Origin of the sequence: Pseudomonas oryzihabitans (genome assembly GCF_001518815.1) — a bacterium.
In the GTDB taxonomy this organism is placed as follows: domain Bacteria; phylum Pseudomonadota; class Gammaproteobacteria; order Pseudomonadales; family Pseudomonadaceae; genus Chryseomonas; species Chryseomonas oryzihabitans_E.
In genome coordinates this window covers 2,944,432-2,962,457 of the sequence record NZ_CP013987.1, presented here as the reverse complement: position 1 = coordinate 2,962,457, position 18,026 = coordinate 2,944,432, and the positions used below count along the sequence as shown (strand labels likewise).

The following is an 18,026-nucleotide window of genomic DNA, read 5'->3' as shown; positions in this document are numbered from 1 at the left end:
CCTTAGGGCAGCAGGCTCTTCACGTTGATCGGCTCTGCCTCGCTCTGCGCGGCACCCTTGGGCTTGCCCGCGATGGCCATGCCGGCCACGCGGTAGAAGTTGTACTCCGGATACTTGCCCGGACCCGAGATCAGCAGGTCCTGCTTCTCATACACCAGCTCCTGGCGCTTGAACTCGGACATCTCGAAGTCCGGGGTCAGCTGGATGGCGGTAGTGGGGCAGGCCTCCTCGCACATGCCGCAGAAGATGCAGCGCGAGAAGTTGATGCGGAAGAACTCCGGGTACCAGCGACCGTCTTCGGCTTCGGTCTTCTGCAGCGAGATGCAGCCGACCGGGCAGGCCACGGCGCACAGGTTGCACGCCACGCAGCGCTCCTGGCCATCGGGGTCACGGGTGAGCACGATGCGGCCGCGATAGCGCGGCGGCAGGTACACGGGTTCCTCGGGGTATTGCAGAGTGTCGCGCTTGCGGAAGGCGTGGCCGAAGACCATTACGATGCTGCGCAACTGGGTGTAGGTGCCATGCAGGACGTGCAGGATTTCCTTGATCATGACGGATACCTCACTGGCCGATGGCCGGCGTGGCGGTGTAAAGCACCACGGCGCCGGTCACCAGCAGGTTGATCAGGGTCAGGGGCAGGCAGAACTTCCAGCTGAAGGCCATTACCTGGTCGTAGCGCGGACGCGGAATGGACGCGCGCAGCAGGATGAAGATCATGATGAAGAAGGCGGTCTTCAGGGCGAACCAGACAAAGGACAGCCAGGGCAGGGTGTCCAGGAAGGGACCGTGCCAGCCGCCAAAGAACAGGGTCACCAGCAGCGCCGAGATCAGCACGATGCCGATGTACTCGCCGACGAAGAACATGCCCCACTTCATGCCCGCGTATTCGATGTGGTAACCGTCCGCGAGCTCCTGCTCGGCTTCCGGCTGATCAAAGGGATGGCGGTGGGTCACGGCGATACCGGCGATGAAGAAGGTGCAGAAGCCGAAGAACTGGGGAATGATGAACCACCAGCCCTGATGCTGCGCCTCGACGATATCCCTCATGTTGAAGGAGCCGGTCACCGCCACGATGCCCATCACCGACAGACCCATGAACACCTCGTAGGAGAGGGTCTGGGCCGAGGCGCGCATGGCGCCCAGCAGGGAGAACTTGTTGTTGCTCGCCCAGCCGGCGAAGAGCACCGCATAGACGTTGACGCCCGCCATGGCGAAGAAGAACAGCAGGCCGACGTTCAGGTCCGCCACGCCCCAGGTGGGGGTGATCGGGATGACCGAGAAGGCCACCAGCAGCGAGCCCATGGCGATCACCGGCGCCAGGCTGAAGATCATCTTGTCGGCGAACGGGGGCGTCCAGTCCTCCTTGAAGAACATCTTCAACATGTCGGCGCCCAGCTGGAAGGCGCCGAAGGGGCCGACCCGGTTGGGACCGTGGCGGTCCTGCCAGAGACCCAGCAGACGGCGCTCGACGAAGCTCAGCAGCGCACCGCAGATGACCACCGCCAGCAGGATGACGATGGCCTTGACGATGCCGATGACGACGGCGATGAGGGTGGGGGTGAGCCAGGTCATGCCGCGGCCTCCTGCAGTCCTTCCACGGTGAGGCCGGCGAAGTCCACCGGAATCCCTTCGAAGCCGGCGGGCAGACCGACCAGGCCCGCCGACAGCTCGGGCTTGATCTGCAGCGGCAGGCGCAATTCCTGACCAGCGACCTGCAGGCGCAGCAGGGCGCCTTCGTTGACGCCCAGGCGGTCGGCATCAGCCTTGGCCAGCGCCACATAGGCGGCCGGGATGCGCTCGCGTACCGGTTCGGCACGGGAAGAGGTCTCTTCGCTACCGAACAGGTGGTACAGCGGCACGGCCTGGAAGCCGGACTCGGCACTGCGTACGGCAGCGGTCGGCACGGCGAACCAGCTCAGGCGATCGCCCTGGGACTCGATCAGACGCACCCCCGGATCGCCGGCGCGAAGGTGACCACCCACCTCGTCCTGGAACTTGTTCCAGGCCTGGGGCGAGTTCCAGCCCGGGGACCAGGCGAAGGGAATCTGCTGACGCGGTTCGACGCTGCCGGCATAGCCTTCCATGGAGAAGGCGAAGGCGGTGTCGGCATCCTGAGGCGCACGCGGCTCGTGCACGCTGAGGTTGGCGCGCATGGAGGTGCGGCCGCTGTAGCGATGCGGTTCGCGGGCGAGCTTGAGACCCTTCACCCGGAAGCTGGCGTTGGGCGCAGCATCGCGGATACCGTCCAGCTGCGGCGCAGCGGTGGCCACGGCGTCGGTGACGTGGTCCAGCTGGGTCCAGTCCACCGGACGGTTGTCCAGGGTGTTGCGCAGGGCGTGCAGCCAGCGCCAGCCCTCGCGGATCAGGCTGGAGGGGTCGTAGTAGCTCGGCTCATAGACCTGGAAGAAGCGCTGGGCGCGACCTTCCTGGCTGACCAGGGTACCGTCGCCTTCGGCGAAGCTGGCCGCCGGCAGCACCAGATCGGCGCGCTGGGCGGTGGCGGTACGCTGGTGATCCAGCACCACCAGCACCTGGGCGCGGGCCAGGGCCTGATCCACCTGCTCGGCAGGCGCGCGGCGATAGAGGTCGTTCTCCAGCACCACCAGGGCGTCGGCCTGGCCGTTTTCCAGGGCGGCGAAGGCGTCTTCGACGGACTCGCCGCCGTAGAGCGCCAAGCCCAGGCTGTTGGCTTCGGGCACCACCAGACTCAGGGAGCCGGCCTTGCCCTTGGCGGCCAGGGCCTTGGCCAGGTTGGCGGCGGCCTCGATCAGCGCCGGTTCACCCAGGGAGGTACCGGACACCACCAGCGGGCGTTCGGCCGCCAGCAGGGTTTCGGCCAACAGGCGCGCCTGTTCGGCGACTTCGTCGCTCAGGCCGTCGACGGCCGGGGCGCTGGCGTCGATGGCATGGGCCACGGCATGGCCGAAGCGGGCCAGTTCCAGCGGCGAACCATGCAGGCGGGCGTCGGCGACGTCGTCCAGGCGGGTGGCGGCGACGCTGGCGATGAACAGCGGATTGCGCTCGCTCTGGCCGATGTTCTGCACGGCGGCATTCAGCCAGGGCTGGATCTTCTGCGCCGCGGCCATGGCCTCGGGCTTGCCCTTGACCGACTGCCGCAGGGACAGCGCCAGACGGGCCGCGGTCTGGGTCAGATCTTCGCCAAGCACGAAGACGGCATCGTGCTTCTCCATGGCGCGCAGGGTGGGGACGGGCAGGGGGCTGTCCTTGAGCACCTGCAGCACCAGGCGCACGTTGGCCAGGTCACGGGCGCTCATGCCGCTGGAGAAGTTGTCGGCGCCGACCAACTCGCGCAGGGCGTGGTTGCTTTCCAGGCTGGCACGCGGCGAACCGATGCCGATCACCTTCTTGCCGCGCAGCAGCAGGGCGGCGCGATCCAGGGCGGCGTCGATGCCGGTCTCCAGGCTGCCGTCTTTCAGCAACGCCTGGCGTGGACGATCCTTGCGATTGACATAGCCATAGCCGAAGCGGCCACGGTCGCAGAGGAAATACTGGTTCACCGAACCGTTGAAGCGGTTCTCGATGCGGCGCAGTTCGCCATAGCGCTCGCCGGGGCTGATGTTGCAGCCCGAGGAGCAGCCATGGCAGATGCTCGGGGCGAACTGCATGTCCCACTTGCGGTTGTAGCGCTCGGAGTGGGTCTTGTCAGTGAACACCCCGGTGGGGCAGACCTCGGTCAGGTTGCCGGAGAATTCGCTCTCCAGGGCACCGTCCTCGACGCGGCCGAAATAGACGTTGTCGTGGGCACCGTAGACGCCCAGGTCGGTACCGCCGGCGTAGTCCTTGTAGTAGCGCACGCAGCGATAGCAGGCGATGCAGCGGTTCATCTCGTGAGCGACGAACGGGCCGAGGTCCTGATTCTGGTGGGTACGCTTGGTGAAGCGATAACGACGCTTGTTGTGACCGGTCATCACCGTCATGTCCTGCAGGTGGCAATGGCCGCCTTCTTCGCAGACCGGACAGTCGTGGGGATGGTTGGTCATCAGCCATTCGATGACGGAGCTGCGGAATTCCTTGGCTTCGGCGTCTTCGATGGAGATGTAGGTCTTGTCGCTGGACGGGGTCATGCAGGACATGACCAGGCGCCCGCGGGTGTCATTCTCGTCGGCGAACTGCTTCACCGCGCACTGGCGGCAGGCGCCGACGCTGCCCAGCGCCGGATGCCAGCAGAAATAGGGGATGTCGAGCCCCAGGGACAGGCAGGCTTCGAGGAGGTTGTCCGCCCCGTCGACCTCGTACGTCTTGCCGTCTACATGGATAGTGGCCATAGGGTTTTCTTCTCACCCGCGCAGGGCGGGTCTGGCTAATGGGAAAACGTTCGCGCCGCCCTGGCGGTCGCCAGTGGCAGCGCCGGCCGGGTCGGGCCCGGCCAGAAAGCGATAGGTTCGGCCCCCAGGAGGGGCCAAACTTCAGATCACGGTCGCGGAAGCAGTCGGACGAGGTTCGCTGGGCGTCTTGCGCACACCGGCCTCGAACTCCTCGCGGAAATACTTGATGGCACTACCCAGGGGCTCGACAGCGCCCGGTGCGTGGGCACAGAAGGTCTTGCCTGGGCCGAGGAAGTTGACCAGCTGCAGCAGGGTATCGAGGTCGCCCTGCTGGCCTTCGCCTTTCTCCAGACTGCGCAGGAGCTTGACGCTCCAGGGCAGGCCATCGCGGCAGGGCGTGCACCAGCCGCAGGATTCACGGGCGAAGAACTCTTCCATGTTGCGCAGTAGCGAGACCATGTTGACGCTGTCGTCGACCGCGAGGGCCAGACCGGTACCCATACGGGTGCCTACCTTGGCGATGCCACCGGCGTACATCTGTGCCGAGAGGTGCTCGGGCAGCAGGAAGCCGGTACCGGCGCCACCAGGCTGCCAGCACTTAAGCGTGAAGCCATCGCGCATGCCGCCGGCATAGTCCTCGAACAGTTCCTGGGCGGTAACGCCGAAGGGCAGTTCCCAGACGCCGGGATTCTTCACCTTGCCGGAGAAGCCCATGAGCTTGGTGCCCATGTCTTCGCTACCGGCGCGGGCCAGGCTCTTGTACCAGTCCACGCCACCGGCGACGATGCCCGGCACGTTGCACAGGGTCTCGACGTTGTTGACGCAGGTGGGCTTGCCCCAGACGCCGACGGCGGCGGGGAAGGGCGGCTTGGAGCGCGGGTTGGCGCGGCGGCCTTCCAGGGAATTGATCAAGGCGGTCTCTTCGCCACAGATGTAGCGACCGGCGCCGGTGTGGACGAACAGTTCGAAATCGAAGCCGCTACCGAGGATGTTCTTGCCGAGCAGGCCAGCTGCCTTGGCTTCTTCCACCGCGCGCCGCAGGTTGGCAGCGGCGTCGACGTACTCGCCACGCAGGAAGATGTAACCGCGATAGGCCTTGAGCGCCCGGGCGCTGATCAGCATGCCTTCCACCAGCAGGTGCGGCAGCTGCTCCATGAGCAGGCGGTCCTTCCAGGTATTGGGCTCCATCTCGTCCGCGTTGCACAGCAGGTAGCGGATATCGAGGGATTCGTCCTTGGGCATCAGGCCCCACTTCACGCCGGTAGGGAAGCCCGCACCGCCGCGGCCCTTGAGGCCGGAGTCCTTGACTTCCTGGACGATGGCATCCGGCGCCAGCTCGGTCAGCGCCTTGCGCGCCGCGGCGTAGCCGTCCTTCGCCTGGTATTCCTCCAGCCAGACCGGGGCGCCGTCTTCACGCAGGCGCCAGGTCAGGGGATGGGTCTCGGGGGTACGGGCAATGCTGTTGGCAGGCCCGAAGGAGGTCAGTCTCATGCGTATCCCTCCAGCAGTTTGGCCACGCCCGCAGGTTGGACATCGCCATGGGTATCGTCGTCGATCATCAGCGCCGGGGCCTTGTCGCAATTGCCCAGGCAGCAGACCGGCAGCAGGGTGAAGCGGCTGTCGGTGGTGGTCTGGCCCAGGCCGATGCCCAGCTGGCGCTGGATCTCGCCCACCACGGATTCGTGGCCGCCGATGTAGCAGGTCATGCTGTCGCACACACGGATGATGTGGCGACCGACCGGCACGCGAAAGATCTGGCTGTAGAAGGTCGCCACGCCCTCGACATCGCTGGCCGGGATGCCCAGCACCTCGCCGATGGCGTAGATGGCACCGTCCGGCACCCAGCCGCGTTCCTTCTGCACGATCTTCAGGGCTTCGATGGACGCCGCGCGCGGGTCCTCGTAGTGATGCATTTCATGCTCGATGGCCGAGCGCTCGGAGTCGCTCAGGACGAAACGGTCGGTTTGGATCAGGGTTTCGGTGCTCATGCTCAGCGGTCCACGTCGGCCATGACGAAGTCGATACTGCCCAGGTAGGCAATCAGGTCGGACACCATGCTGCCGCGGATGACGGCCGGGATCTGCTGCAGATGCGGGAAGCTCGGCGTCCGGATGCGGGTGCGGTAGCTCATGGTGCTGCCATCGCTCGTCAGGTAGTAGCTGTTGGCGCCCTTGGTCGCCTCGATCATCTGGAAGGCTTCGCCCGCCGGCATCACCGGACCCCAGGACACTTGCAGGAAGTGGGTGATCAGGGTCTCGATGTGCTGCAGGGTGCGCTCCTTGGGCGGCGGCGTAGTGAGCGGGTGATCCGCCTTGTACGGGCCTTCGGGCATGTGCTGCAGGCACTGCTCGATGATGCGCAGGCTCTGGCGCATCTCCTCGACGCGCAGCATGCCGCGGTCGTAGCAGTCGCCGTTGTGGGCGATGGGCACTTCGAATTCGAAGTTCTCGTAGCCGGAATAGGGGCGAGCCTTGCGCAGGTCGAAATCGAGACCCGTGGCGCGCAGGTTGGGACCTGTGACACCCCACTCCAGGGCTTCCTTGGTGTTATAGACGGCAACGTTCTTGGTCCGGCCGATGAGGATGCTGTTCTTCATCGCGGCCTTCTCGTACTCGTCCAGGCGCTTGGGCATCCAGTCGAGGAATTCGCGGACCAGCTTGTCCCAACCACGAGGCAGGTCGTGGGCGACGCCGCCGATACGGAACCAGGCCGGGTGCATGCGGAAGCCGGTGATGGCCTCGATGACCTTGTAGGCACGCTGACGGTCGGTGAAGGTAAAGAACACCGGGGTCATGGCGCCGACGTCCTGGATGTAGGTACCCAGGTACAGTAGGTGGCTGTTGATGCGGAAGAACTCGGCCATCATCACGCGGATGAAGTCGACCCGCGCGGGCACCTTGATGCCGGCGAGCTTCTCTACCGAAAGGACGTAGGGCAAGTTGTTCATCACCCCACCGAGGTAGTCGATCCGGTCGGTGTAGGGGATGTAGCTGTGCCAGGACTGGCGCTCGGCCATCTTCTCGGCGCCACGGTGGTGATAGCCGATCTCGGGCACGCAGTCGACGATCTCTTCGCCGTCCAGCTGCAGGATGATGCGGAAGGCACCGTGGGCCGAGGGGTGGTTCGGGCCCAGGTTGAGGAACATGAAGTCGGAATTTTCCGCATGTTCCTTCATGCCCCACTCTTCTGGCTTGAATCTCAGGGTTTCCTGTTCGAGATCCTGTTTGGCGGCGTTCAGCGCATAGGGATCGAACTCGGTGGCCCGCGCGGGATAGTCCTTGCGCAGCGGGTGCCCCTGCCAGTTGTCGGCCATCAGCATGCGCTTGGGCAGCGGGTGGCCATCGAAGTGGATGCCGTACATGTCGAGCACTTCCCGCTCGTACCAGTTGGCATTGGGGAAGATGCCGGTCGCGGTCGGCAGGCGGAGGTCGTTCGCCGAAAGCGCCACCTTGAGCATCACATCGCTGTTACGGTCGATGGACAGCAGGTGGTAGAAAACGGTGAAGTCCGCGTTGGGCAAGCCGCGGCGGTGAGTCCGCAGGCGCTCGTCCACGCCATGCAGGTCATAGAGCATGACGTAGGGGCGGGGCAGGTTGCGCAGGAAGCGCAACACTTCGATGATTTTTTCGCGCGCCACCCAGATCACCGGCATGCCGGTACGGGTGTCTTGCAGGGTCAGGGCGTCTGCGCCGAATTGGCCCTGGAGTTCGCCAACCACCGACGCATCGCCGGCAGGGGCGAGCGCAGAGGCGGACAGAGCGGTGTCTGCGGTCATGATGTTCCGTCGCTATCGATCGTCGTCAGCATGCAAGTCCCGGAGGGGACTTACACTTCGTCTGGGCTGCGCAGGTTGGTGACCTGGATGCGGCGCTCGCGGTTCTGCTCGCGCTGCGAAGGCATTTCGGCGCGGTAGATGCCCTGATCGCCCACCACCCAGGAAAGGGGGCGGCGCTCTTCACCGATGGAGTCCTGCAGGAGCATCAGACCCTGCAGGAAGGCCTCGGGGCGAGGCGGGCAGCCGGGCACATAGACGTCGACGGGCAGGAACTTGTCCACGCCCTGAACGACCGAGTAGATGTCGTACATACCGCCGGAGTTGGCGCAGGCACCCATGGAGATAACCCACTTGGGTTCCAGCATCTGCTCGTACAGGCGCTGGATGACCGGAGCCATCTTCATGAAGGGGGTGCCGGCGATGACCATGAAGTCCGCCTGACGCGGCGATGCCCGGATGACTTCGGCGCCGAAGCGAGCGATGTCATGGGGCGCCGTGAAGGCAGTGGTCATTTCCACGTAGCAGCAGGACAGGCCGAAGTTGTACGGCCAGAGAGAATTCTTGCGTCCCCAATTGACTGCGCCCCGCAGGACATCTTCGAGTTTGCCCATGAAGATACTGCGGTTGACCTGACTTTCCATAGGGTCGGCAACGGTTTCCCGTTGGCCGGCCGGATAGCGGTCTACTGCCGCATCGGGATCGATCCGGGTGAGATTGTATTGCATTGCCAAAGCCTCATTGTTTCGACTTCGCCTGTCGCTCACGACGGCTCGCAGGCGCCCAGTCGAGCGCTCCGATTCGCCACAGGTAGACAAGACCCGCCAACAGAATTGCTATGAAAATGGAGGCTTCCACGAAGCCGGCCCATCCCGATTCACGGATGGAGACCGACCAGGCGAAGAGAAAGAGGGCTTCGACATCGAAGATCACGAAGAGCATCGCGACCAGGTAGAACTTGGCAGAGAGACGGAGACGGGCACCCCCGGTGGGGACGATGCCGGACTCGAAGGGATCGTTCTTGCTACGACCTACGGCTTTGCTGCCGAGGAGGCTCGAGACTCCAAGCATGAAGGCGATCAGACCGACCACGCCCAGGAGGAATACCGCGAAGCTCCAGTTGTGGGTCAGTAGGCTGATCGGCTCAGACATGCTTTGAATCCTTAATTATGGGTATCAGGCGCTATCAGTGCGACACGGTGTCGCAAGACAGACAGATTTTATGCTCTATCGATTCATTCTGTAAATTTATTGGCTTAAAAAGATTCTATTGGACTGCTTTGAATCAAACTAAACAGAACTTCAAAGTTATTTGAGAATGAATATAAGAATTATTCTCAAATAACTTTTCATTGTCTAGTGAAACCTAGATTGCCAGGCGCCGCGAGAGTTCTCCCGTTCGCCGGTTGGTCAGTCGATGAGATCGGCGCGAATGCTCAACTGACGATCGTCACGACCCTCGGTCGAGTAGTAGCGGGTGAGGCCCCTCTGGTCGCCTTCGATCTGTTGACGAAATCCTCCCAGGTCAAGCCACTGCCCCAGGGGGCCACTGATGCGGGTCGCGGCGCCCTGGGTCTGTAACGTGCCCGGATGGTGGGCAGCCGCGCGGTCGTCGACGCTGTTTATGTCCAGATGCACCAGATTGCCGCTCAGACGGGCGGTGACCTGAAAACCGCGTTCGAGGCGGCGATAGTCGGTCTGGGCAGAGCTCTGGCCATAGGGCGAGGTCTGGTAGGTGGTCACGGGGACGTCTTCGCCGAAGCGAATGAAGGCAGGGTAGCCCTCGGTGACCTGAACGCGCTGGGCACCATCCTCGTGCCGATCGGTGCTGTCCTCGATGATGCGCACCTGGGGTGAACGCACGTTGCCGCCTGCGGAATAATCCTGGCTGGCCCCTGAACTGCCTGCGCGTGTCGCCAGGGTGATAAGCAGGCGCCGCGGCTGGGTGTCCAGCTGGGTCAACAGATTCTTGATCTCGGTCAGCTTGGCCGGCTCGGCGTTGACGATCAGCTGGTTGCCGTAGACGTTGACCTTGCCTTCGCCGCCGAGCACGGATTGCAGGGTGGGCAGGAGGTCCCCGGCCGTGCGGTACTGCAGCGGGATGACTTCGGTTCTGGGGGTGGCCCAGGCGGTGGCGGTCAGCAGTAGCAGCAGCCCAAGCAATCGTCTCACAGCACCATCCTCCGTAGTTCCTGATCCGGCTGGCTGATGGCCCAGAGGCGATCGAAACGCTGTTGCTGGACCTTGACCGCCGCACGGTCGCCATAACGGACGAAGCCATTGGGGGCGTTGCCCGATCGGCGCAGCAGGGCCTGGTCGTCGACGATCAGGCAGGCGCCTTCCGGTTGTTGGTCGGCTGGTGGTCGCCGGATCAGCAGGTTACTGGTCAGGCGCTGCGCCAGGGCGATGAGGCGATGGCCCTGGCGCACGGCGAGGGCGCTGTCGTTGATCAGGATACGTACCTGATGTCGCGGATTGCCCAGCAGCAGGCGCTTGATCGCCGCCTCGACGTCCAGAATGTCGTAGAGGGGCGCTTCCAGGTCAGGGGTCTGGATACACAACTGGCGGCTGGCTTGAGCGATGAGGCGGACACCGTGCTCACTCAGGGCGTCCAGGCCTTCGAGGCGCAGGGCGAGGTCCTGGCCGAGCTGGGGTTCGGGCAGGGCGCCCAGGGTCAGATCGGCAAAGGACTCGTCCACGGCGGCTCCCTATCACTCGTCGTCGTCTTCTCCGGCGAAGATCAGGCTGCCCTGCTGGAGCAGTTCGCGGATCAGGCGCATGGCATCGTCGTCCTGCAGCCAGGGCGCGAGATTGGCCTCGTGCAAGACGTCCGCCGAGCATAGCAGGTCGAGCAGCGGTTGCAGCCGCATGGGCAGCAGGCGGCTCTGGCCGCTGGCAAAGACCATCACCTCGTCTTCCAGGCGGCTCCAGGCGATGCGGCCACTGGGGTTGCGCATCAGCAGTGCGCCTTCGTCGAGTTCCTTGCGCAGCTGCTTGGCGCTGAGGTTTTCCCCGGCGACCCGCTCCGGGTAGCGCGGCTCGGTCATGTGCTGGCCGAACCAGGCCAGCAGCAGGCGATCGTCACTCAGATGGCGCTCCATCAGGCCGCGCAGGCGCTTGATGGCCTCGGGCGGGATCTCCGCCGGATGCTCGCTGGCCGGCGCGCAACCGGCGTCGCTGTAGCGCTCGTCCTCGGGGATGAACTGGGCGAGGAAGTCGGTGAAGTGGGTGAGCACTTCGCCGGCACTGGGCGCGCGGAAGCCGATGGAGTAGGTCATGCACTCGTCTTCGGCGATGCCGTCATGGGCCAGGCCCGGCGGCAGGTAGAGCATGTCACCCGGTTCCAGGACCCATTCGTCGGTCTGCTGGAAATCAGCGAGGATCTTCAGCTCCAGGCCGTCGATCAGCGGGCTGTCGGCGGTGCATTGCTGGCCGATGCGCCAGCGGCGGCGGCCATGGCCCTGCAGCAGGAAGACGTCGTAGTGATCGTAGTGGGGGCCGACACCGCCACCGGGGGCGGCATAGCTGACCATGACGTCGTCGACGCGCCAGTTGGGCAGGAAGCGGAAGGATTCCAGCACCTCGGCCACCTCGGGCACGAACTGGTCGACCGATTGCACCAGCAGGGTCCAGTCCCGCTCGGGCAGGCCGGCGAAAGTGTCTTCCGGGAGCGGGCCGCGGCGCAGCTCCCAGGTCTGGTCCTGGCCGATGATCAGGCGGGATTCGATTTCCTCTTCCAGAGACAGGCCGGCCAGTTCGTCGGGCTCCAGGGGATTCTGGAAGTTCGGGAGGGCCTGGCGGATCAGCAGGGGTTTCTGCTGCCAGTAATCGCGGAGGAATTCACGGGCGGTCAGGCCGCCGAGCAGTTGCAGGGGTTGATCCGGGTTCATGCACACCTCGCGCAATGAAAAACGCCCGGCGAGGCCGGGCGTAGAAAAAGGATGATCTTCAGACCCGACGGGCCTGTTCGGCAGCGTTGCCGATATAGCCGGCCGGGGTCAGCTGGCGCAGTTCGGCCTTGGCGGCCTCGGGGATCTCCAGGCCGTCGATGAAGTCCTGCAGGGCGCTGGCGCTGATGCCCTTGCCGCGGGTCAATTCCTTGAGCTTCTCGTAGGGGTTGGCCACGCCATAGCGGCGCATCACGGTCTGCACCGGCTCGGCCAGGACTTCCCAGCAGGCGTCCAGGTCTTCGGCGATCCGCGCGGCGTTGAGTTCCAGCTTGCCGATGCCCTTGAGGGTGGCTTCGTAGGCGATTACGCCGTGGGCCAGGCCGGTGCCCAGGTTGCGCAGCACCGTGGAGTCGGTCAGGTCGCGCTGCCAGCGGGAGATCGGCAGCTTGCTGGCGAGGTGCTGGAGGATGGCGTTGGCGATGCCCAGGTTGCCTTCGGAGTTCTCGAAGTCGATGGGGTTGACCTTGTGCGGCATGGTCGAGGAGCCGATCTCGCCGGCCACGGTCTTCTGCTTGAAGTAGCCGAGGGAGATGTAGCCCCAGATGTCCCGATCGAAGTCGATCAGGATGGTGTTGAAGCGGGCGATGGCATCGAACAGCTCGGCGATGTAGTCATGCGGCTCGATCTGGGTGGTGTAGGGATTCAGGGTCAGGCCGAGGTCGTCTTCGATGAAGGTACGCGCATTGGCTTCCCAATCGACGTCCGGGTAGGCGGACAGGTGAGCGTTGTAGTTGCCCACGGCGCCGTTGATCTTGCCCAGCGGGCGGATGGCGGCGATCTGCTCGATCTGGCGCTCCAGGCGATAGACCACGTTGGCCAGTTCCTTGCCCAGGCTGGTGGGGGAGGCGGGCTGACCGTGGGTCCGCGACAGCATGGGCACGTCGGCGAAGCGATGGGCCAGCACGCGGATCTCGCCGGCGATCTGGCGCATCAGTGGCAGCAGCACCTGGTCACGGCCTTCGCGCAGCATCAGGGCGTGGGACAGGTTGTTGATGTCCTCGGAGGTGCAGGCGAAGTGGATGAATTCGCTCACCGCAGCCAGTTCCGGCAGGTCGGCGACCTCTTCCTTGAGCAGGTACTCGATGGCCTTGACGTCGTGATTGGTGGTGCGCTCGATGTCCTTGACCCGCTGGGCCTGCTCGACGCTGAACTCGGTGGCCAGCTTGTCCAGCAGGGCATTGGCCTCGGCGGAGAAGGGTGCGACCTCGGGAATGCCCGCGTGGGCGGCCAGGCGCTGCAGCCAGCGGACCTCGACCTGGGCGCGGAAACGGATCAGGCCGAATTCGCTGAAGATGGAGCGCAGGGCGGCGGTCTTGCCGGCGTAACGGCCGTCGATGGGCGATACGGCGGTGAGCGAGGAGAGCTGCATGGGCATTCTCTTGGTAGCGGGGGAGAAAGGGGCGGAATTCTACACGCAAAGGCCGGCGCTGTAGTACCGCCGCCGGCCTGGGATCAGACGTTGCGCAAGGGGTAGAGGTTGTCGAGCAGCTTGCGACGATTGAGCACCAGCTGCCAGCGGTGGCCGCCGAGCTGCCGCCAGAGGCGTGCGGAGCGAATGCCGGCCAGCAGCAGGGCGCGCACCCGCGAGGCGGTGGCGGACTGCTGCAGGTAGCGCATTTCGCCGTGCACCTGGATGCGCTGCTTGAAGGTGCTCAGGGTGTCCTCGTAGAGGCCACCGCAGGCGGCGATGACGTTCTCGTGGGCCACGCCGAAGTGCTCGACCTGGGACTGGATCTGGGTGAGGCGGCGACCGATGAGGTCGAGCAGGTCGCCACGCTTCTCCAGCTTGCGCTCCAGGGCGGTCATCGCCAGGGCATAACGCAAGGGTTCGCGCTGCAGGCTGTTGGGATTGCGCTCCAGGGTGCTGGACAGGGCGCCGAGGCCCTCGCGCAGCGGCGCGACGCTGCCGCCATAGACCTCCAGGGTGCTGCCCGGATCGCGCACCAGCAGGCTACCGAGCAGGCAGGCCAGAGGTTCTTCCGCTACCTGGCCGGTACGCGCCAGCTGGTCCACCAGCAGGGCGGCCTGGAAGACGCCGCCCAGGGCGATGAGTTGTTCCTGGGTACGGTTCATGCGGCGGGCGCCTCGGCGCAGGCGGGTTGGTAGTGCTCGATCACGCCGCCGCCCAGGCAGACGTCGCCATCATAGAAGACCACCGACTGACCCGGGGTCACGGCGCGCTGGGGTTCGTCGAAGACCACCCGGTAGCCGGCGCCCTGGCGTTCGATCTGGCAGGGCTGATCCTGCTGGCGATAGCGGACCTTGGCGGTGAGACGGCGCGGCTGGGTGAGGTCCAGGTCGTTGACCCAGAACATCTCGCTGACGGTCAGGGACTCGGCGAACAGCCAGGGGTGGGCATTGCCCTGGCCAACGATCAGGACGTTGCGGGTCAGGTCCTTGCTCAGTACGTACCAGGGATCGTCACCGGCATCCTTCATGCCGCCAATGCCCAGGCCCTGGCGCTGGCCAATGGTGTGGTACATCAGGCCGTGGTGGCGACCGATGACCTCGCCGGTGGTGGTCTCGATGTCACCTGGCTGGGCCGGCAGGTATTGCTTGAGGAAGTCGCTGAAGCGGCGTTCGCCGATAAAGCAGATGCCGGTGGAGTCCTTCTTGCGCGCGGTGGCCAGGCCGTGCAGTTCGGCGATGGCGCGGACTTCGGGCTTTTCCAGTTCGCCCACCGGGAAGAGGGTGCGGGCCAGCTGCTCACCACCCACGGCGTGGAGGAAGTAGCTCTGGTCCTTGTTGGCATCCAGGCCCTTGAGGAGCAAGGTCTGGCCGTCGACATCGCGACGGCGCACATAATGGCCGGTGGCGATCAGGTCGGCGCCCAGGGCCAGGGCATAGTCGAGGAAGGCCTTGAACTTGATCTCGCGGTTGCAGAGGATGTCCGGATTGGGCGTGCGGCCAGCCTTGTATTCGGCGAGGAAGTGCTCGAAGACATGGTCCCAGTACTCCGCGGCGAAGTTGGCCGTGTGCAGGGTGATGCCGATGCGGTCGCAGACCGCCTGGGCGTCGGCCAAGTCCTCCTTGGCGGTACAGTACTCGGTACCGTCATCCTCGTCCCAGTTCTTCATGAACAGGCCCTCGACCTGATAGCCCTGCTCCTTGAGCAAGAGGGCGGAGACCGAGGAATCCACTCCGCCGGACATGCCGACGATGACGCGGGTGCCGTTCACTTCAAAAACCTCTCATATCTACGATCATCGACAGGGGATAGCGGTGTCCATCCAGGTACTTTTCGATGGCATCGAGTACCAGGGGGCTGCGTAGCCGAGCCCGCTCGGCGCGGATCTCGTCGAGCGTCAGCCAGACCGCACGGGTGATGTCGGCGTCCAGGGCGCGCTCGCTTTCATGGACCAAGGGCCGGGCATGAAAGGCGGTGCGGTAGTAGGTGACGCCATTGCCCGGCGCGACATAGAGGCCGATGCCGATCACGCCCTGGATCTCCACCTGCCAGGCGGTTTCTTCCAGGGTCTCGCGGCGTGCCGCCTCGATCAGGCTCTCGCCCGGCTCCAGGTGCCCGGCCGGCTGGTTGAGCACCAGGCGGCCCTGTTTCTCTTCCTCGACCAGCAGGAAGCGGCCGGCGTCTTCCACTACGGTGGCCACGGTGACGTGGGCGTGCCAATCCATCTCGGACTCCGCTATCGGTAATCGCGCAGTATACGCCTTAAGCTTTGTCGGTCCCAAATGCAGCGAACCCCGGCCGGGGCCGGGGTTCGCGGTCAACGCAGGAGCTGATCTCAGCCCTTGAGCTGGGCCAGGGCGGCATTGAGCGTAGCGCTCGGACGCATCGCCTGGCTGGTCTTGGCCTGGTCAGGGTGGTAGTAGCCACCGATGTCCACCGCCTGGCCCTGGACGCCGTTCAGCTCGGCGACCACCTTGGCCTCATCGGCGCTCAGCGACTTGGCCACCGGTTCGAACTGGGCCTTGAGCTGGGCGTCTTCGCTCTGCTCGGCCAGGGCCTGGATCCAGTACAGTGCCAGATAGAAGTGGCTGCCACGGTTATCCAGTTCACCCGTCTTGCGCGACGGCGACTTGTTGCTGTCGAGGAACTTGCCGTTGGCCTGGTCCAGAGTCTTGGCCAGGATCTTGGCCTTGGCGTTACCGGTGGTCTCACCCAGGTGGTTCAGGGATTCGGCCAGGGCCAGGAACTCGCCCAGGGAGTCCCAGCGCAGATGGTTTTCCTGCACCAACTGCTGGACGTGCTTGGGCGCGGAGCCACCGGCACCGGTTTCGAACAGACCGCCGCCGTTCATCAGCGGGACGATGGACAGCATCTTGGCGCTGGTACCCAGTTCCATGATGGGGAAGAGGTCGGTCAGGTAGTCGCGCAGGACGTTGCCGGTCACCGAGATGGTGTCCTCGCCCTTGCGGATGCGCTCCAGGGACACGCGAGTGGCTTCCTCGGGCGACAGGACGCGGATGTCCAGGCCGTTGGTGTCATGGTCCTTGAGGTAGCGCTCGACCTTGGCGATGACCTGGGCGTCGTGGGCGCGGTTCTGGTCCAGCCAGAAGATCGCTGGGGTGCCGCTGGCGCGGGCACGGTTGACGGCGAGCTTGACCCAGTCCTGGATCGGCGCGTCCTTGGTCTGGCACATGCGCCAGATGTCACCGGTCTCGACCGGGTGCTCGAAGACCACCTTGCCTTGGTCGTCGGTCACGCGCACGGTACCGTCGGTGGGGATCTGGAAGGTCTTGTCGTGGGAACCGTATTCCTCGGCCTTCTGCGCCATCAGGCCAACGTTGGGTACGCTGCCCATGGTGCTGGGATTGAAGGCGCCGTTCTTCTTGCAGTCCTCGATCACCACCTGGTAGACGCCGGCATAGCAGCGGTCGGGGATGATGGCCTTGGTGTCCTGTAGGTTGCCTTCGGCGTTCCACATCTTGCCGGAGTCACGGATCATGGCCGGCATGGAGGCGTCGACGATGACGTCGCTCGGCACATGCAGGTTGGTGATGCCCTTGTCGGAGTTGACCATGGCCAGCGCCGGGCGCTCGGCGTACTGGGCGTCGAAGTCGGCCTTGATGGCGGCCTGGGTGGCTTCCGGCAGGCTGGACAGGCGGGCATAGAGGTCGCCGATGCCGTTGTTGCGGTCGAAGCCGGCTTCCTTCAGGGCGGTTTCGTGCTTGGCCAGCACGTCCTTGTAGAACTCGCCGACGATGATGCCGAACATGATGGGGTCGGAGACCTTCATCATGGTGGCCTTCAGGTGCACGGAGAACAGCACGCCCTTGGCCTTGGCGTCTTCGATCTGGGCGGCGATGAAGCTCTGCAGGGCCTTGCGGCTCATGGTCGAGGCATCGACGATCTCGCCGGCCTTGACCGCGGTCTTCTCTTTCAGGACCTTGCTGCTGCCGTCCTTGCCGATCAGTTCGATCTTCAGGCTGCCGGCGTTCTCGACGGTGGCCGAGCGCTCGCTGCCATAGAAGTCATGGGCGTCCATGTGGGCGACGTGGGACTTGGAGTCGGCGCTCCAGGCACCCATGCGATGGGGATGCTTGCGGGCGTAGTTCTTGACCGACAGCGGGGCGCGGCGGTCGGAGTTGCCTTCGCGCAGGACCGGGTTCACGGCGCTGCCCTTGACCTTGTCGTAGCGCGCCTTGACGTCCTTTTCCTTGTCGTCCTTGGGCTCGTCCGGGTAGTCCGGCAGGGCATAGCCCTGACCCTGCAGTTCCTTGATCGCGGCCTTGAGCTGGGGAACCGAGGCGCTGATGTTGGGCAGCTTGATGATGTTGGCTTCGGGAGTGGTGGCCAGTTCGCCGAGTTCGGCGAGGTGGTCGGAAATACGCTGCTCTTCCTTCAGGTACTCGGGGAAGAGGGCGATGATGCGGCCGGCAAGGGAAATGTCACGGGTTTCGAGGGCGACGCCGGAAGAGGCGGTGATGGCCTCGACGATGGGGAGCAGCGAATAGGTCGCCAGGGCGGGCGCTTCGTCGGTCAGGGTGTAGATGATCTTCGACGTGGTGGACATGTCTTGCTTTAACTCCTCTTTATCACAGCTGTGGCGCGAAGCC

The 18,026-nt window shown here is 64.7% G+C and carries 16 protein-coding genes; all 16 read right to left on the bottom strand.

What is annotated here, in order from left to right:
- Positions 1-2: 2 nt before the first annotated feature.
- Positions 3-551: an NADH-quinone oxidoreductase subunit NuoI gene (gene nuoI, locus APT59_RS13535; RefSeq protein WP_017642306.1), complete on the bottom strand. Its 549-nt coding sequence runs from the start codon at positions 549-551 to the stop codon at positions 3-5.
- Positions 552-561: 10 nt separating this feature from the next.
- Positions 562-1,572 carry an NADH-quinone oxidoreductase subunit NuoH gene (nuoH, locus tag APT59_RS13530; RefSeq protein ID WP_059315332.1) on the bottom strand — a complete coding sequence of 337 codons (1,011 nt, stop codon included), beginning with the start codon at positions 1,570-1,572 and terminating at the stop codon, positions 562-564.
- A complete protein-coding gene (gene nuoG, locus APT59_RS13525; RefSeq protein ID WP_059315331.1) occupies positions 1,569-4,286 on the bottom strand; it encodes an NADH-quinone oxidoreductase subunit NuoG in 2,718 nt (905 codons plus the stop codon). Before nuoG ends, nuoH begins: the two co-directional genes overlap by 4 nt.
- A gap of 141 nt (positions 4,287-4,427) precedes the next feature.
- Positions 4,428-5,777 carry an NADH-quinone oxidoreductase subunit NuoF gene (gene nuoF / locus APT59_RS13520; RefSeq protein ID WP_059315330.1) on the bottom strand — a complete coding sequence of 450 codons (1,350 nt, stop codon included), beginning with the start codon at positions 5,775-5,777 and terminating at the stop codon, positions 4,428-4,430.
- Positions 5,774-6,274, bottom strand: a complete 501-nt coding sequence (nuoE, locus tag APT59_RS13515; RefSeq protein WP_059315329.1) for an NADH-quinone oxidoreductase subunit NuoE — start codon at positions 6,272-6,274, stop codon at positions 5,774-5,776. The genes nuoF and nuoE overlap by 4 nt, the downstream gene beginning before the upstream one ends.
- Before the next feature lie 2 nt (positions 6,275-6,276).
- Complete coding sequence (gene nuoC / locus APT59_RS13510; protein ID WP_059315328.1) at positions 6,277-8,061, bottom strand: NADH-quinone oxidoreductase subunit C/D; 1,785 nt, start codon at positions 8,059-8,061, stop codon at positions 6,277-6,279.
- Between the two features lie 50 nt (positions 8,062-8,111).
- Positions 8,112-8,786: a NuoB/complex I 20 kDa subunit family protein gene (locus APT59_RS13505; protein WP_059315327.1), complete on the bottom strand. Its 675-nt coding sequence runs from the start codon at positions 8,784-8,786 to the stop codon at positions 8,112-8,114.
- Positions 8,787-8,796: 10 nt separating this feature from the next.
- Positions 8,797-9,210, bottom strand: coding sequence for an NADH-quinone oxidoreductase subunit A (locus APT59_RS13500; RefSeq protein WP_059315326.1), 414 nt, complete (start codon positions 9,208-9,210; stop codon positions 8,797-8,799).
- Between the two features lie 258 nt (positions 9,211-9,468).
- The gene (locus tag APT59_RS13495) at positions 9,469-10,230 is read right to left on the bottom strand and encodes a secretin N-terminal domain-containing protein (RefSeq protein ID WP_059315325.1); all 762 of its coding nucleotides are present in this window, start codon (positions 10,228-10,230) and stop codon (positions 9,469-9,471) included.
- Positions 10,227-10,757 (bottom strand): hypothetical protein, encoded by a 531-nt coding sequence (locus APT59_RS13490; protein ID WP_059315324.1) that lies wholly within the window; start codon positions 10,755-10,757, stop codon positions 10,227-10,229. The genes APT59_RS13495 and APT59_RS13490 overlap by 4 nt, the downstream gene beginning before the upstream one ends.
- Before the next feature lie 12 nt (positions 10,758-10,769).
- The gene (locus APT59_RS13485) at positions 10,770-11,948 is read right to left on the bottom strand and encodes a cupin domain-containing protein (RefSeq protein WP_059315323.1); all 1,179 of its coding nucleotides are present in this window, start codon (positions 11,946-11,948) and stop codon (positions 10,770-10,772) included.
- Between the two features lie 58 nt (positions 11,949-12,006).
- A complete protein-coding gene (gene purB, locus APT59_RS13480; protein WP_059315322.1) occupies positions 12,007-13,377 on the bottom strand; it encodes an adenylosuccinate lyase in 1,371 nt (456 codons plus the stop codon).
- Positions 13,378-13,460: 83 nt separating this feature from the next.
- Positions 13,461-14,081 carry a high frequency lysogenization protein HflD gene (hflD, locus tag APT59_RS13475; protein ID WP_059315321.1) on the bottom strand — a complete coding sequence of 207 codons (621 nt, stop codon included), beginning with the start codon at positions 14,079-14,081 and terminating at the stop codon, positions 13,461-13,463.
- Entirely contained in the window at positions 14,078-15,160 is a 1,083-nt protein-coding gene (mnmA, locus tag APT59_RS13470; RefSeq protein WP_059316902.1) for a tRNA 2-thiouridine(34) synthase MnmA, read from the bottom strand. Before mnmA ends, hflD begins: the two co-directional genes overlap by 4 nt.
- A gap of 28 nt (positions 15,161-15,188) precedes the next feature.
- Positions 15,189-15,641: an NUDIX hydrolase gene (locus APT59_RS13465; protein WP_059315320.1), complete on the bottom strand. Its 453-nt coding sequence runs from the start codon at positions 15,639-15,641 to the stop codon at positions 15,189-15,191.
- A gap of 110 nt (positions 15,642-15,751) precedes the next feature.
- On the bottom strand, positions 15,752-17,983 hold the full coding sequence (locus APT59_RS13460) for an NADP-dependent isocitrate dehydrogenase (protein WP_059315319.1): 2,232 nt from the start codon (positions 17,981-17,983) through the stop codon (positions 15,752-15,754).
- Between the last annotated feature and the right edge of the window lie 43 nt (positions 17,984-18,026).